Origin of the sequence: Streptomyces laurentii, from assembly GCF_040635425.1 — a bacterium.
Taxonomy (GTDB): Bacteria; Actinomycetota; Actinomycetes; order Streptomycetales; family Streptomycetaceae; genus Streptomyces; species Streptomyces laurentii.
On sequence record NZ_JBEYHT010000017.1, the window covers coordinates 64,907 to 78,593 of the forward strand.

Below are 13,687 nucleotides of genomic sequence, written 5' to 3' on the forward strand. Positions count from 1 at the left end.
GCTGCCCGGGGGCCTCCTCGGCTTTCGTCCGGTCTCAGTGGACGGACAGGCCGCCGTCCACGAAGAGCGCCTGCCCCGTGACGTACGCCGAGGCCGGGCTCGACAAGAAGACGGCCGCGCCCTCGAAGTCGCCGGCGAGGCCATTGCGCCCGACCATCGTGCGCTCGGCGAGCGCCGCGACCTTCACGGGGTCGGAGGAGAGCCGCTCGTTCAGCGGGGTCATCACGAAGCCGGGGACGAGGGTGTTCACGGTGACGCCGTACGGGGACCACGCCTCGGCCTGCGAACGGGCCAGCGACTCCAGGCCGCCCTTCGACACCCCGTACGCCCCCGACTGGACGAACGCCCGGTGCGCCTGCTGCGAGGTGACATGGATGATCCGCCCGTAGCCCCGCTCGGCCATCCTCGGCCCGAACCGCTGCCCGAGCAGGAACGGCGCCTCCAGGTTGACCGCCATCGTGCGGTCCCAGTCCTCGTCGGTGAGTTCGGAGAGCGGCGGACGGATGTTGATCCCGGCCGAGTTGACGAGGATGTCCGGCTCCCCGAACACCCCGGCGGCCTCCTCGGCCACGGTACGGACGCCCGCGCGCGTGGCGAGATCACCGCTCACCCACGCGGCCCGGCACCCGGCCTCCGTCAGCTCGTCCACCGCCGCCTTCAGCTCCGCCTCACGGCGGGCGACGATGACGACGGACGCCCCGGCCCGGGCGAGGGCCCGGGCGATGGCCTTGCCGATGCCCGAACTTCCGCCGGTGACCAGGGCGTTGCGTCCTTCGAGGGAGAACAACCCCTCCAGATAACCCATCAGAGCGACTCGCAGCTCGCGACGAACGCGCTCCAGGTGGTGGGGGCGAGGGCGAGCTGGGCGTCCTCGGGACGCTTCGAGTCGCGGACGTGGACGGTGGTGGGGCAGGTGGCGACCTCGACGCAGTCGCCATCGCCGCCGCTGCTGTAGGTGGACTTGTGCCAGGAGAGGGCCACTTCGACGCAGTCATCGCCGGAGCCGCTGCTGTAACTGCTCTTGAACCAGGCCAGGTCTGTGGTGCTCATGTCGCTCCTCGGATCTCGCGCAACAGGCTCAGGGAGTCTTCGGGTGAGAGAGCCTGCGAACGCATCCTGACATACCGCAGATGAAGCATGCTGACCACGGCGGGGTCCGAGATGAGGAGTCCGTTCTCCTGTCCCTCGGCATAGGCGAGCGAGCGATGCTCAGGCGTCTCCAGCAGCCGGAAAGGTCCACCGATTCCGGAGTGATAGGCGCGGCACTGCGGCATCACCTGGATCTCGATGTTGCGCCGCTCGGCGATGTGGAGAAGGTGGTCGATCTGGGCCCGGTGTACTTCCAGGCCGCCGATCCGCCTGCGGAGCGTGTGCTCCTCGATGATGAAGCTGTACATGGTCTTGGGGCGTCCGGTCAGCAACTCCGTCCGCTCTACTCGCGCGACCTGCTTCTCCTCGATGTCCTCCTCGCTCATCAGCGGGACCTGCTCCTCGAAGAGCGTCCTCGCGTACGGCTCGATCTGGAGCAGACCCGGGATCATCCGGTTCTCGTACGTGTAGAGGCAGATCGCCGACTTCTCCAACTCGGCCCACTGAACGAACCAGTTGGCCAGCCCCTTCGTCCTCTCCAGATACTTCGCCGCCTCCTTGAGCGCCCCGCCCGCGTCCAGGACCCGTTCCGCGGCGTCCACGAACTTCCCCGAGGGGAGGCGTCGGCCCTGCTCGATCGATGCCACGGTCTCCACCGAGTAGCCGACGAGCGGCCCGAACTCCTCCTGGGTGATTCCCGCCTGTTTGCGGAAAAACTTGACCAGTGCACCGAACACCCTCAGGCTGGCCGAGGATTCCGGCCCCGAATTGCTGTCCGCCATAGCGACGCCACCTCCAGATCTCAGAGGAATGCTTACGGGCTGTGAGGAGTACTGTCTACGCTCCGAACCCGTACGCTTACCAAGCGTACGGGTAGCTGATCTGGGATGACGGCGTTTTCGCCACGACAGTGGCCACATGACGACCCCCCACGCCGACGAAGTGCCGGTTACCGTACGTGTGTTCAGCCAGCGCTTCAGTTCCACGCCTCGCGGCGCCCGCCTCGCCCGGCATCTCGCGCTCTATGAACTCGACAGCTGGGGCATCCCTTACGGCACGTGTGTGTCCGACGCCGCCGCGCAGATCGTCGCCGAACTCGCCGCGAACGCCGCCACCCACGGTCGTGTCCCGGGCCGGGACTTCGAGTTGACCCTCAAGTGTGCGAGGGAGCCGTTCGCCCTCCTCCGTATCGAGGTCGCGGACACCCGCTCCGAACGCCAGCCGATCCTCACGCTGTCCGATTCCTTCACCGAGTCCGGCCGCGGCCTGCTCCTGGTCGACGCGCTCGCGAGCCGCTGGTGGGTCCTGGACCGCGACCCCGTGGGCAAGACGGTCTGCGCCGAACTCGACCTCTGACGTCCGGCGTGAGACAAGTGAAAGGAGTGAAACGGCGCGAGGGAAGGCGAGACCCATGACCGTGATCCTTGTGACGGGCGGCACCGGCACTCTCGGGCGGCTCGTCACCGCGCGGCTGCGCGACGCGGGCCATGATGTGCGGGTGCTCAGCCGGCACGCCCAGCCGTATGCCGTCGATCTGCGCAAAGGCGGGCCGCGGCTCGATGCGGCGCTCGCGGGCGTGGACACCGTCGTGCACTGCGCCAGCTCTCCGAAGGGCGGCGACGAGGAGGCCGCACGTCACCTGATCGGCGCAGCCCGGCGGGCCGGGGTGCGGCACCTGGTCTATATCTCGATCGTCGGCGTCGACCGGGTACCGCTCGGCTACTACCGGTCGAAGCTCACCGTCGAACTGCTGATCGAGTCGTCCGGGCTCGGCTGGACCGTTCTTCGCGCCACCCAGTTCCATGATCTCGTACACAGGGGGCTGGAGGTCCTGGCCAAGCTGCCCGTGATCATCCTGCCGAAGGGAGTCTCGGACCAGCCCGTCGACACGTCCGAGGTCGCCGCCCGTCTTGCCGGCCTCGCCACCGCCGACCCCGCCGGTCGCGTTCCCGACCTCGGCGGCCCCGAGATCCGCACTCTCCCTGATCTGGCGCGCGCCTACCTCCGTGCCGCGGGCCGCCATCGTCGTATCGTGACCGTCCCCCTTCCCGGCCGGACGGCGCACGCCTTCGCCGTCGGCGGCCACCTGGCACCCGACCATGCCGAGGGGCGTGTGACCTTCGTGGAGTTCCTGGCGAAGCGCCGAGACAACTCCTGACCGCACGGTGCACCTTGCGGACGAGCAGCAAAAGACGGCGGCAACGGGGCGGCCGGCTCCCGGAGTTCATCAGGAGTCAGACACTGCGACCCGGGGGTGCCGCGCGTGCCGTAGCAGGGCGACGCGTCCGGAAACGGACGTGGCTCCCAGATCCGTGCGGCGCTCCGGCGGTCGCGTACGGCGGGCCGAGTGCCGGGCCCGCGTGTAACAGGTCTGTCAGGGACACGTCCCAGCAACGTGGGATCGGAACGGGGCGGACGCGGGCTGTGTCCTAATGATCAGCAGCGCACCACCGCCCTACGCCACCTCCCACATCACAGCAAGGAAGTTCCGATGTACGTCCAGCCGAAGCTGACGAAGAAGCTGACCCTCGCCACCGTGGCCGTCCTCGCGGGCCTGACCCTGACGGCCTGTCAGGACGGCACCACCGGCGCCGCCCCGTCGCAGGACACCACGTCCTCCCCTGCCGCCGGGAACTCCGCGGCCCCCTCGGACAGCAACGGCAGTGGCAACGGCGGCAACGGCGGCACCGCCACGGGCGACGGCAGCAAGGGCGGCGGCTCCGGCAGTGGCAACAGCGGCGGCAGCGGCGGTGGCAGCGGCAGCGACAAGGGCAGCGGCGGCGGTCAGATCAACACCGGCCCGTGCAAGACGGCCAATCTCACCATCACCGCCGACCATGGCATGGGCGAGGGCGATGTCCTGGTCAGCCTGAAGAACAACAGCGACGTCTGCTCGCTCAAGGGCTTCCCCGGCGTCGACCTGAAGACGTCGGACGGCGACACCTTCAGCGCGGCCCGCAGCACGAACACCCCGCAGGAGGTCGTCCTCGGCGGCGGCGAGACCACCCGCTTCACGCTCCACACCCCGCGCAACGACACCGGCGGCACCGGCCTCCGGATCGTCTCCATCGTGGTGACCCCGCCGAACGAGACGCACTCCAAGTCGCTCCGGATCGGCCTCAGCCTCCCGGTGACGGACGGCTCGGAGTCCGGTCCGGGCGTCACGGTCGACCCCGTCGGCTACGGCAAGCAGTGACGTGCGTCCTCTCCCTGAAGGGGAGAGGATTCCGCCTTCCGGTCCGGAGCCCGCGCCGCTGCACGGCGCGGGCTCCGGCCTGGATTCCCTGACTTCCTGCTTCTCCACGCCCCGCCACGGCACTGGGCCGTGGTCTTGCGGGCGCTCCACAGGCATACGCCGCCCGTCCGGCGGTGTTTTTCACCTTGATGGCGGCGTTGATGGAGCGGTCCGGATGCGCACCGCGGGCTGTCAGCACGTACCCCGCCGCCGTGAACACGGCGCGCTCGTCGAGCGATGCGGTCCCGCCGCCCCGCGGGCGGGAGTTGAACGACGGCAGTAAGACAACCCCTAAGGTGCCGTTTCTTCGCCGCCGTACTCATCCGCCATCGCCGTCTCACAGCCGGGGCGGAAGGGGATGGCGACGTCGGCCGCGTGGTCGTCCGGTGCGGCGGTCGCCCAGTTCGGGTAGTACACCTCCCGGTTGGAGGCGCTTCTGGCGTGCCCGTGCTCGGTGAGCCACGCGCTGACGGCGTCATGGGCGGCGGTCGCCCCCGAGTAGCTCATCTGCGCCTTGGTTCGCTCGGTGTACGCCTCACGGTGCGCGGGCTCGACGCGTACCCCGATCCGGCCGGCCGGCTCGACCGCGTTCAGGGTGGGAGCGCAGACCTCGACCGGGCCGTCGGAGTCCTCGCTCACGACACCTTCGAAGACGGCGAAGACCGGTCCGGACAGGCAGGCTCCCGTCCGCCGCAGATGGGAGAAGAGCAGCTCGCTCGACTCCGAGAGGAAAGCGGGCAGGTCGGCGGCGGCCACATGGCGGCGGGTGAACAGAACCTTCCGCTCCGGCACTTCACGCTCGGCGATCTCGTACATGGTCAGGCTCCTTCCGGTCAGAACAGCTCGGGCGTAGCCCACCGCGTCCCGGCGGGCCGCGTGCTGGGACTCCTGATCGCGCCAGTACGCGGCGAGCAGCCGTACCGACTCCTCGCCGCTCGACGAAGAGTCGAGCACCTCCGCGATCCGCGCCAGCGGCATACCGGTGGCACGCAACAGCGCGATGCGGCGGGCCCGTTCGACCTGCGCGAGCCCGTAGCGGCGGAATCCGGTCCGGGAATCGACGCGGGCGGGCGGCAGCAGCCCCCGATCCCCGTAGAGCCGCAGGGCCTTGAGACTGAGCCTGGTCCTGGCCGCGAGCTCCCCGATACCGATCAATTCCTCTTGCACGCGGGACACTGTGCCCTCTGCCCTTGGGGGAGGGGCAAGCCCGGATGCTCGGAGACCGTCAGAGAGCGATCCAGGAGGGACGCGGCCTAGGGTCGAGGGCACGAGCGAGGGGGAGACGGCGCCGGCGAAGACGTGGACGGCGCGGACGGCGCGGACGGCTCCGGTGCGGATGGAGTCGTTGCCGCTTCCTTCCACACGGTCGGTGGGGGTGCCTGCCGATCGTGCTGGTGGTGTCGTGCCCAGCGGACGGCGAAGGGTGCTGCCAGGCCCGTCAGGGTGAACAGCGCGCCTACGACGTACCACCCGGGGCGGCCCCAGGTGATGCAGAGTGCGATGAGCAGGGCCGGGCCGAGGGCTTCGGCCAGTCCAGCTCCGAGGCCGAACACACCGAGGTACTGGCCGGTGGCGTGCTGCGGGGCGAGGGCGAAGGACACTTCGAAGCCCGCGGCGGAGTGCCACAGCTCGCCGATCGTGTGGATCACCATCGCGGTCATGAGCAGCGCGGCGGCGGCCCACGCCGGTATCCCCGCGGACAGGGAGATCAGCGAGCAGGAGACGAGAAAGGCCACGCCTGCTCGACGGTAGGCGGCTCCGCCCGCCGTCGGGGAATCGATGCCGCGACTGGCTCGTATCTGGAACGCGATGACGATGACGGTGTTGGTGAGCATGGTGCCCGAGATGAGCCAGCGCGGGGCGGTGGTGGCCGTGACCAGCCAGAGGGGGACGGCCACCGTGAGCACCTTGAACTGGACGGCCATGATGCCGTCGAGGGCGGTGAGCAGGAGGTAGGGGCGGTCCCGCAGGGCGATCCAGCGGGGGCCGCCGGTGGTGGGGACAGGTGTGACCCGTGGCAGGTGGATCAGGATCGCCGCGGAGGCCGCGAAGGCGACCGCGTTGCCGACGACCAGGAGCCGGTAGGCGGGGAGGGTGCCCACCTGGACGGCCCAGCCCGCCAGCAGGGCGCCGAGGGAGATCCCCACGTTGGTCACGGCGCGGAGATAGGCGCGGAACGCCTGCGGACGGTCACCTCCGTAGTGCCTGACGAGGGGACCGCGTGCGGCCAGTCCGGCCGCTTTGGCACCCATGGCCGTGCCTACCGCGAGGGCGAACAGCCAGAAGCTGTCCGCCAGTAAGAAGCCGGCCGTGGCCAACGCCTGGACGACGAGGGTGATCGCGTAGACACCACGTGCTCCGTGCCGGTCCGCGAGGTGACCGACGGCGATGCCCACGGCCAGCGAGAGGACACCGGCGATGCCGAGGCCGAGGCCCACGTGGGTCGCCGGGAGTCGGACGGCCTCGGTGAAGTACAGGACTCCGGCGGTCAGATAGAGGCCGCTGCCCACGGTGTAGACGAAGTTCGAGGCGGCGAGGACGCGCTGTGGTCCGGGTTCCGGCATCAGGGGCATGAGAGCGGCTCCGCATCCCGAGTCGACAGTAAGGACTGGCGTAGCTTTTCGCTTATTACTTGCAAGAGCGAGAGAGTTGCAATAGGGAGGGGCTGCTGCCTGATCGACACCCAAGGCGTGGGCGGCGCGACGGGGGACCACATGCTCATCCGCGTACCCGACAAAGGCGGTGCGGACGATGTCGGGTGGCCGGGGCCGGTGGCGCCGCACGATGGGGGCATGGACGACACGACCTTGGTATCCCGTTTCCTGCGCGACGGCTTCGTGAAGCTGGAGGGCGCCGTCGCGCCGCGCGTGGCCGCGGACTGCGCGCGGCTGCTGTGGCGGGAGACGGGCTGCGACCGGGACGACCCGGCGACGTGGACGCGGCCCGTGCACTGGGTGGGCGGCATGGCGCAGGGGCCGTTCGCCGCCGCGCCCAACTCCCCGGCCCTGCAGCACGCGTACGACCTGCTCGTCGGCGCGGGACGCTGGGAGCCGCGCTACTCGCTGGGCACGTTCCCGCTGCGCTTCCCGCACGAGGACGAGCCGGACGACGCGGGCTGGCACATCGAGGGGAGCTATCTGCCGGAGGACGAGAGCTGGTACTTCACGAATCTGCGCTCCCGGGGCCGGGCGCTGCTGATGCTGTTCCTGTTCAGCGAGGTCGGTGAGCAGGACGCCCCGACCCGGATCCGGGTCGGCTCACACCTCGACGTGCCGAAGGTGCTGGAGAAGTACGGGGAGGACGGGGCGAGCGGGCTGACCCTCGCACCCGATCTGGTGACGGCGTCCGACCACCGGCCCCTCGCCCTCGCCACCGGGTCCCCGGGCGATGTCTTCTTGTGCCATCCGTTCCTGGTGCACGCGGCGCAACCGCACCATGGGGTGCGGCCGCGCTTCATGGCCCAGCCGCCGCTGATGCCGGCCGCGCCGTACGAACTGGAGCGGGCCGACGGCGCGTACTCGCCCGTGGAGATCGCGATCCGCCGGGGCCTGGGACTGGACACCCCCGGTCCGGACGAGGACGGCACCGGCCAGCGCGCCGGGTAGACGCGCTCCACGACCATCGCCGGCAAGGCGGGCGTGAAGGGAGGGGCGAGAAAGGAGGCCAGGCATGTGGAGCGGCTGAACCAGGCCAGGGGCACATCGAGTGCCCTCCCGATCAGGCCGTCGAGGTGGAGGAGCCGGCACCCCTCGCGACCACCTACGGTCACCATCCGGCCGGACTCCCCGGCGACTCACCGACGGTTGAAGCTCAGATCACGTCCCGGACCTGCTGCGGGTAGCCGATCTCGGCGATGTCCTCGGCCAGGTCCACGACGGTGACCTCCGAGTTCAGTGAGGACACGAGCTTCTGGCTCAGCGGTCGCAAGCCGTACACATCGCGCACCGCCTCCAGGTCCACGGGAACCTCGTAGTAGTCCTCGGCGAAGCGTTGGAAGGCTTCCGGCGACCGGTCGACCAAGAGCTCGAACAGGCCCATCGCCCCGTCCGGGTCGGAACGTCCGGCGGGGAAGTCGATCACGCCGTGTCGCCACCGGTCATCCGTCGCCTCCCGCCACAGGCAGGCCGTCACGACGGGGACGCCGTTCTCGTCGGTGAACGCCGGCTCTTCGACGAAGGGCTTGAAGACCTCCGGTACCTCGTCGATCACTCCAGGCCAGGGATCACCGTCGTTGCCGTACGGGCTCATGGGTGCTTCGTGGTCGAAGCCACGGACGTAGGCCCCGGCCGCCGAGAACACGATGGAGTACTCGTCCCCCGACCCATTGCGCATCGACGCCATCTCCTCGCCGTCGGCCCAGCCGGCATCGAACGAGTAGTACCGGTCTTCCCAGTCCGGGCTCAAGATCGCATCGAGCATCGCCAGTGAGCGGCACAGGTTCCGCAGGTCGGCGAGGGAAGGGAGCCGGCGAGCTACGTCATAAACGGTCACGCGCTTATTTAACCGGGTGCCTCTGACACCCAGATTCTCCCCAAGGCTGTCATGTTGAGTAGCAGTGCCGGAGTGAGGGGTCAACTCGCGACGGTTGGATACGTGGGCTTCGGCGGCGAGTTCTGAACCACGTCGTCACTCGGTGAAGGGGTCCTCCAGCGTCGGGACGCACGGGGACAGCGGAGCTTCCGTGTGCAGGGTGACGGTGCCCCGGACGAGCCTGAGCACGCGTACCTCGTTCTCGTGGGCCGGGTCCTCGTCATCGAGCATGTGCAGGAGGCCGTAGGAGCCGGGGGCGATCCTCGCGACATGCTCGAACAGGCCGACGACGTCGGTCGATGAGCGGTGGTTGGAGTGGCCTCCCAGGTGGAGGAAGGGCTCGCCGTTCATCCACCTCAGGTCGAGGAGGCAGGTGCTCGCCGTCCGGTCGACGCGCAGACGAAGCCCGTCCACGATCTGCCGCAGTCGGAGCTCGTCGTCATCGCCGCTCGCGGTCTCCCGGACCGTGATCCAGCCGTGGTACTCGAATACGACCAGATCTTATGAGGGTTGGTCAGGCCTCGAAGGACCAGCCTCGGCACAGCGGAGGATTGAGGCATGCCTCCTGGCGTCCTTCCCTCGAAGCCGCGGCGGCCGTCACCCTCACGAGGGCGGCGGCCACCGGACTTGGCACATGACGAGCGAGCCGATTTCACGGAGGAATTCGCGTCCGCTCTCTCCTGGTCCCTTCGGCACTGCCGGGTTCGGGACGAGAACTCGCCGCCCAGCCAGCCGACTTCAGAGGCCCGTGAACGCCTCGATCTCGTCGACGTGGCCCTTCGCACTCGCCCCAGCCGTCCGTGCCCTCGCCGGTGTGGGCCCGTCCCACCTGGAACGGACCATGGCTCGTCCAGCCGTTGGCGAGATGGGCGGTGGCCCCAGCGCGCGCCGTGCCGCCCAGTACGCGGACCAAGCGGGTACGGCGGGGCACATGCTCACCCACCTGTGGCCGGGGACGGATCCGAAGGCCGCGCACGAATCAGCCGCGGAAACCTTCCGGCGCCCCATCCATGTCGCGACCCCCGGGCTCGTCACCACCGTCGGCCCAGGCGCCGCGCACCCGCGCCGCGGCTGACGACTGAGCCCGCCGCTCCCCGGTCTGTGGCGGGGAGCGGTGCTCGGCCCACTCCGCCACGTACGGCGCTCGGTCACGCGCGTCCCTGGTCGGAAGCTCGTAGCCTTGGTCCATGGCAGAGGCCATGTCCGGCGGCGGGCCGGACAACGGTCCTGATCCAGTCGTCGACCACGACCACCGCCATCGCCGTCACCGCCGTGGGGTCGGGCGCGCTGCCCATCGAGGGCGCGATCCCCATTATCCTGGGCGCGAACGTCGGCACCACCGTGACGACGAGCCTGGTCGCGCTGACCTTCATCAGGGACCGTACGAAGTTCCGCAGGGCGCTGGGCGCCTCGACCGTCCACGACTTCTACAACTGGCTCGCGCTACTGATCTTCTTCCCGATCGAGCTGATCTGGCATCCGCTGAAACACATCAGCGGGGCCCTGACACATGCGCTGTACGGCACGGACTGGCTGCCGAACCCCTCCCACTTCAACTTCATCCGGGCGGCCACCCGGCCCGTGGAGCACGGAGTCATCCAGGCGACCTCGCACATCAGCACCACCCTCGGTCCGCTCTTCACCATCGTGATCGGCGCCGCGCTGATCCTGGTCGCCGTCCGCTAGCTGGGAAAGCTGCTCAAACTGCTCATGGTCGGCAGGGCCCGCGACATCCTGATCAAGGCCGTCGGCCGCAACGCCTACCTCGCCATGGCGTCGGGCATGGCGGTCACCGTCGACACCCAGTCCTCGACGATCACCACGTCCGTGCTGGTCCCCTTCGCCGGGACGGGCATCCTGACACCGGCGCAGGTGTATCCGGTCGTCGTCGGCTCCAACCTCGGCACCACCTTCACGGTGGTCTTCGCGGCGTTCGCGGGCGTCGGACCGGACGCGGAGATCGGCCTGCAGGCGGCCTTCGTGCACCTGATCCACAACCTCTTCGCGATCGTCGCGATCTACGTGATCCCGCTTCTGCGCCCCGTGCCCCTGCTCTGCGCCGAGAACCTCGCCCGCGTCGCCGCCGAGCACCGCTGGGTCCTCGCCGTCTACCTCGCCACCGTCTTCATCGCACTGCCCGCTCTGGTCATCGTGCTGGCGGGCGTGGTCTGAGGGGGTGGGTCCGGCGAATGCCCCGGCAGGTCTTGGCCGGGGCCTGCCGGGGTGCCCGGCGTGGCACCGGACACCCCGACCCGTCCGGCGCCGATCCGCCGGACAGCGGCTCAGCCCTCGAAGCCCATTTGCAGGATCTCGGCGTGCCTCAAAGCGCCCGCGAACGCCTGGAGCTCGTCGCGTGGCCCTTCAGGTACTCGCCCCAGCCGTCGGTGCCGTCGGCCGTGTGGCCCCGGCCCACCTGGAGCGGGCCGTTCCTTGTCCAGCCGTTGGCGAGATGGGCGGTGGCGTCGGCGTTCGTGTAGCCGTCGGTGTAGAGCTTGACCGTGTCGGTCGCGTCGTCGTACACGGTGGCGAGCTCGACATCCCGAAAGCTGGAAACTCGTCGACGAGAGCCGGGGGCCGAGTGAGGTCAGCTACGGGGCGGACGGTGCCGGCTTGTCCCGCATCACCATGTCCGCGGTGGACGAGACGGACCTCGAACAGTGGGCGGGAATGGCCGCGGCGAGCGACGAGGAAACAAAGGCCGGATACAAGATAGAGACTGAATCAAAACGTGGACGGTGCTCGATGCCGGGCCTACGCCTACGCCTACGCCTACGATGCCGAATCAGGGGTCTCCTCAGGGGCCGAATCTGGGGTGAAGAGGCTGTTCGCCATCGATTGCCGGTTCAAGGCGAAGAGGACAGCGGCACCGTGTACGGGATCGTCGTCCAGGGGAAGGTCGCCCGAGAGGCCGAGACCCGGCACGTGTGGAAGCGCGCGCAGGACAGTTTCAAGGTGCCGCCCGTGTTCCTCGGGTCCTGACCGGTCGACTGTTCGTACATCCGGTAGGGCACGGGCGAGGTCATACGGACGGACGACTCGGATGGCGCGCGCCGTGTGCCGCGAGTGCCACGACCATGACAGCGGCGCTGATGCCGCCCAGAACCATGACGGTGGACGGCGAGCCGTGGTCCACGACAAGGCCGCCGACCAGCGCACCCGACGAGATGGTCGCCTGGAAGGACGCGGTGAACAGGACCGACGCGGCCTCGGGGGCGTCAGGGGCCGCTTTGGTGAACCACGTCTGCGAGCAGACGGGGACGGCGCCGTAGGCGACGCCCCACACGATCAGCAGTGCCACGGCGCCGATCGACCCGTGCCCCAGGACCGGCAGGAGCAGTGTCGCGGCTGCGATCAAGCCGGCGGCCAGGCCGAAGACGGTACGGGGGCGGCGGCCGACGGCGGCACCCCCCACGAAGTTGCCGACGATGCCCGCGGCGCCGTAGATCAGCAGGAAGACGGTGATCCGCGTCGCGCCGAGCCCGGTGACCTGTTCGAGGAACGGGGTGACGTAGGTGTAGGCGCCGAAGTGGGCCAACACGACGAGGAAGGTCAGGAGGAGCGCGAAGCGGGTGCCGGCGGTGCGCAGCATCCCGCGCAGCACGCTCAGGCGGGTCACCTGGTTCGCGGGCAGGGCCGGCACGAACAGCAGCAGCATGATCACCGTGCCGGTCGTCAGGACGCCCATGACGACGAACGCGGTGCGCCAGCCCGCCACTTCGCCGATGTAGGTGCCCGCGGGCACACCGAGGACGGACCCCAAAGGGACCGCGGAGAAGATCACCGCGGTGGCGCGGCCGACCGCCGCCGGGGCGACCAGACGCTCGGCGAGTCCGGCCCCGATGGACCAGAAGCCGCCGATGACGATGCCCACCAGGACGCGAGAGACGAGGACGAGCCAGTAATCGGGTGCCGCGGCCGCCAGGAAGTTCGCGACGGCGAGCAGGACCATGAACGCGCACAGCATCAGTCGACGGTCGACGCGTGCGGTCGCCGCCGTCACCACGGGGGCGGAGAAGGCGGCCAGGAACCCGGGCATCGTCATCATCAGACCGGCTACTCCGTCGGAGACGGTGAAGCTGGAACCGATCGTGGTGAGCAGGCCGATCGGCAGGATCTCGGTCGTGACGATCGAGAAGATGCCGAGCATCACCGAGACCACGGCCAGCCAGCCGACCAGGGGGGATCGTGTCGGCAACCCGGGTCCGCCGGGTGTGTGCGTGGTGGGACTGGTCGTCGAGGCCATGATCTCCATCCGGTGAAGGACCGCCGTTGAATGATCAGTTCAACAGTCCTCGCGGGATGGAAGCTGGCAGATCCACGACATCACCCTTGGGCCCTCGCCCGGGCGGCCTCAGGCTCGGCGGAACTCGTGGACGACCTCGATCGTGCCGACGATGTGCCGGTTGAACTCGGTCAGCTCCTCGGCCGGGACCCACAGCTCCAGGATCGTCTCGCCGCCCGCCTGCTGGACGGGGTAGCGAGCCAGGAAGTCGCTCCCGACCTCGAAGCGGGTCACGTAACCGACCCCGCTGTGCGGGACGTTCCAGCCCCGCGCGATCCGGATCGCGTAGTCCTCGTTCAGCACCGGATAGAAGATCGGTTGCTCCGGCAGCCTCGCCGGCCACGCCCGCCAGCCGGACGCGCGCACCAGCTCCAGCTCCTCGGGGCCCGTGGGGCGCCAGAGGGTGGTGGTGGTCGTGCTGCTCGCGGTGGTGGTGGGGCGGGTGGACATGACCTCGGTCCTTCTCGGTGTCGGTCGTACGGGATTGCCGTCACCGTACCGGCGGGGGCGTGGAGCGGGCCATGGGATTCAGGACCGTTGTTCGCAAAGCC

The 13,687-nt window shown here is 69.4% G+C and carries 18 protein-coding genes; 8 read left to right on the forward strand and 10 right to left on the reverse strand.

The window, feature by feature from the left end; genetic code table 11:
• Positions 1–34 precede the first annotated feature (34 nt).
• Genes ABZ693_RS13750 through ABZ693_RS13760 form a run of 3 tightly spaced genes read right to left on the reverse strand, consistent with a single transcriptional unit; the run spans position 35 to position 1,871 of the window.
• Entirely contained in the window at positions 35–805 is a 771-nt protein-coding gene (locus ABZ693_RS13750) for an SDR family NAD(P)-dependent oxidoreductase (RefSeq protein WP_359876114.1), read from the reverse strand.
• On the reverse strand, positions 805–1,050 hold the full coding sequence (locus tag ABZ693_RS13755) for a DUF397 domain-containing protein (protein WP_359876116.1): 246 nt from the start codon (positions 1,048–1,050) through the stop codon (positions 805–807). The genes ABZ693_RS13750 and ABZ693_RS13755 overlap by 1 nt, the downstream gene beginning before the upstream one ends.
• The gene (locus ABZ693_RS13760; protein ID WP_359876118.1) at positions 1,047–1,871 is read right to left on the reverse strand and encodes a helix-turn-helix domain-containing protein; all 825 of its coding nucleotides are present in this window, start codon (positions 1,869–1,871) and stop codon (positions 1,047–1,049) included. The genes ABZ693_RS13755 and ABZ693_RS13760 overlap by 4 nt, the downstream gene beginning before the upstream one ends.
• Positions 1,872–2,007: 136 nt before the next feature.
• Here ABZ693_RS13760 and ABZ693_RS13765 point away from each other — a divergent pair, with 136 nt between their 5' ends.
• From ABZ693_RS13765 to ABZ693_RS13775, 3 genes are all read left to right on the forward strand, one after another.
• Complete coding sequence (locus ABZ693_RS13765; protein ID WP_359876119.1) at positions 2,008–2,445, forward strand: ATP-binding protein; 438 nt, start codon at positions 2,008–2,010, stop codon at positions 2,443–2,445.
• 55 nt (positions 2,446–2,500) lie between these two features.
• A complete protein-coding gene (locus ABZ693_RS13770) occupies positions 2,501–3,247 on the forward strand; it encodes an SDR family oxidoreductase (protein ID WP_359876121.1) in 747 nt (248 codons plus the stop codon).
• 333 nt (positions 3,248–3,580) lie between these two features.
• Positions 3,581–4,285: a DUF4232 domain-containing protein gene (locus tag ABZ693_RS13775; RefSeq protein WP_359876123.1), complete on the forward strand. Its 705-nt coding sequence runs from the start codon at positions 3,581–3,583 to the stop codon at positions 4,283–4,285.
• 330 nt (positions 4,286–4,615) lie between these two features.
• On the opposite strand, the gene ABZ693_RS13780 is transcribed toward ABZ693_RS13775, so the two are convergent.
• Together ABZ693_RS13780 and ABZ693_RS13785 are read right to left on the reverse strand one after the other, a co-directional pair.
• Positions 4,616–5,491, reverse strand: coding sequence for a MerR family transcriptional regulator (locus tag ABZ693_RS13780; RefSeq protein ID WP_359876125.1), 876 nt, complete (start codon positions 5,489–5,491; stop codon positions 4,616–4,618).
• A gap of 86 nt (positions 5,492–5,577) precedes the next feature.
• The gene (locus tag ABZ693_RS13785) at positions 5,578–6,897 is read right to left on the reverse strand and encodes an MFS transporter (RefSeq protein ID WP_359876127.1); all 1,320 of its coding nucleotides are present in this window, start codon (positions 6,895–6,897) and stop codon (positions 5,578–5,580) included.
• Between the two features lie 219 nt (positions 6,898–7,116).
• On the opposite strand from ABZ693_RS13785, the gene ABZ693_RS13790 reads away from it, so the two are divergent.
• Positions 7,117–7,929, forward strand: a complete 813-nt coding sequence (locus tag ABZ693_RS13790; protein ID WP_359876129.1) for a phytanoyl-CoA dioxygenase family protein — start codon at positions 7,117–7,119, stop codon at positions 7,927–7,929.
• 205 nt (positions 7,930–8,134) lie between these two features.
• Here ABZ693_RS13790 and ABZ693_RS13795 read toward each other — a convergent pair whose 3' ends face one another.
• Together ABZ693_RS13795 and ABZ693_RS13800 are read right to left on the reverse strand one after the other, a co-directional pair.
• Complete coding sequence (locus tag ABZ693_RS13795) at positions 8,135–8,815, reverse strand: hypothetical protein (protein ID WP_359876194.1); 681 nt, start codon at positions 8,813–8,815, stop codon at positions 8,135–8,137.
• A gap of 135 nt (positions 8,816–8,950) precedes the next feature.
• Positions 8,951–9,352 carry an Imm7 family immunity protein gene (locus tag ABZ693_RS13800; RefSeq protein WP_359876195.1) on the reverse strand — a complete coding sequence of 134 codons (402 nt, stop codon included), beginning with the start codon at positions 9,350–9,352 and terminating at the stop codon, positions 8,951–8,953.
• A 343-nt stretch (positions 9,353–9,695) separates the two neighbouring features.
• On the opposite strand from ABZ693_RS13800, the gene ABZ693_RS13805 reads away from it, so the two are divergent.
• From ABZ693_RS13805 to ABZ693_RS13815, 3 genes are read left to right on the forward strand one after another with little or no spacing between them, the layout of a single operon-like run.
• The gene (locus tag ABZ693_RS13805; RefSeq protein WP_359876130.1) at positions 9,696–9,929 is read left to right on the forward strand and encodes a hypothetical protein; all 234 of its coding nucleotides are present in this window, start codon (positions 9,696–9,698) and stop codon (positions 9,927–9,929) included.
• 26 nt (positions 9,930–9,955) lie between these two features.
• A complete protein-coding gene (locus ABZ693_RS13810) occupies positions 9,956–10,540 on the forward strand; it encodes a hypothetical protein (protein ID WP_359876132.1) in 585 nt (194 codons plus the stop codon).
• A gap of 24 nt (positions 10,541–10,564) precedes the next feature.
• Positions 10,565–11,026 (forward strand): hypothetical protein, encoded by a 462-nt coding sequence (locus ABZ693_RS13815; protein ID WP_359876134.1) that lies wholly within the window; start codon positions 10,565–10,567, stop codon positions 11,024–11,026.
• Positions 11,027–11,174: 148 nt separating this feature from the next.
• Here the strand turns inward: ABZ693_RS13815 and ABZ693_RS13820 are convergent, their stop codons facing one another.
• Positions 11,175–11,375, reverse strand: a complete 201-nt coding sequence (locus ABZ693_RS13820; RefSeq protein ID WP_359876136.1) for a hypothetical protein — start codon at positions 11,373–11,375, stop codon at positions 11,175–11,177.
• Positions 11,376–11,488: 113 nt separating this feature from the next.
• Here ABZ693_RS13820 and ABZ693_RS13825 point away from each other — a divergent pair, with 113 nt between their 5' ends.
• Entirely contained in the window at positions 11,489–11,833 is a 345-nt protein-coding gene (locus ABZ693_RS13825) for a hypothetical protein (RefSeq protein WP_359876138.1), read from the forward strand.
• A gap of 40 nt (positions 11,834–11,873) precedes the next feature.
• On the opposite strand, the gene ABZ693_RS13830 is transcribed toward ABZ693_RS13825, so the two are convergent.
• Both ABZ693_RS13830 and ABZ693_RS13835 read right to left on the reverse strand, forming a co-directional pair.
• The gene (locus tag ABZ693_RS13830; RefSeq protein WP_359876140.1) at positions 11,874–13,097 is read right to left on the reverse strand and encodes an MFS transporter; all 1,224 of its coding nucleotides are present in this window, start codon (positions 13,095–13,097) and stop codon (positions 11,874–11,876) included.
• Positions 13,098–13,205: 108 nt separating this feature from the next.
• Positions 13,206–13,586: a hypothetical protein gene (locus ABZ693_RS13835; RefSeq protein ID WP_359876141.1), complete on the reverse strand. Its 381-nt coding sequence runs from the start codon at positions 13,584–13,586 to the stop codon at positions 13,206–13,208.
• Between the last annotated feature and the right edge of the window lie 101 nt (positions 13,587–13,687).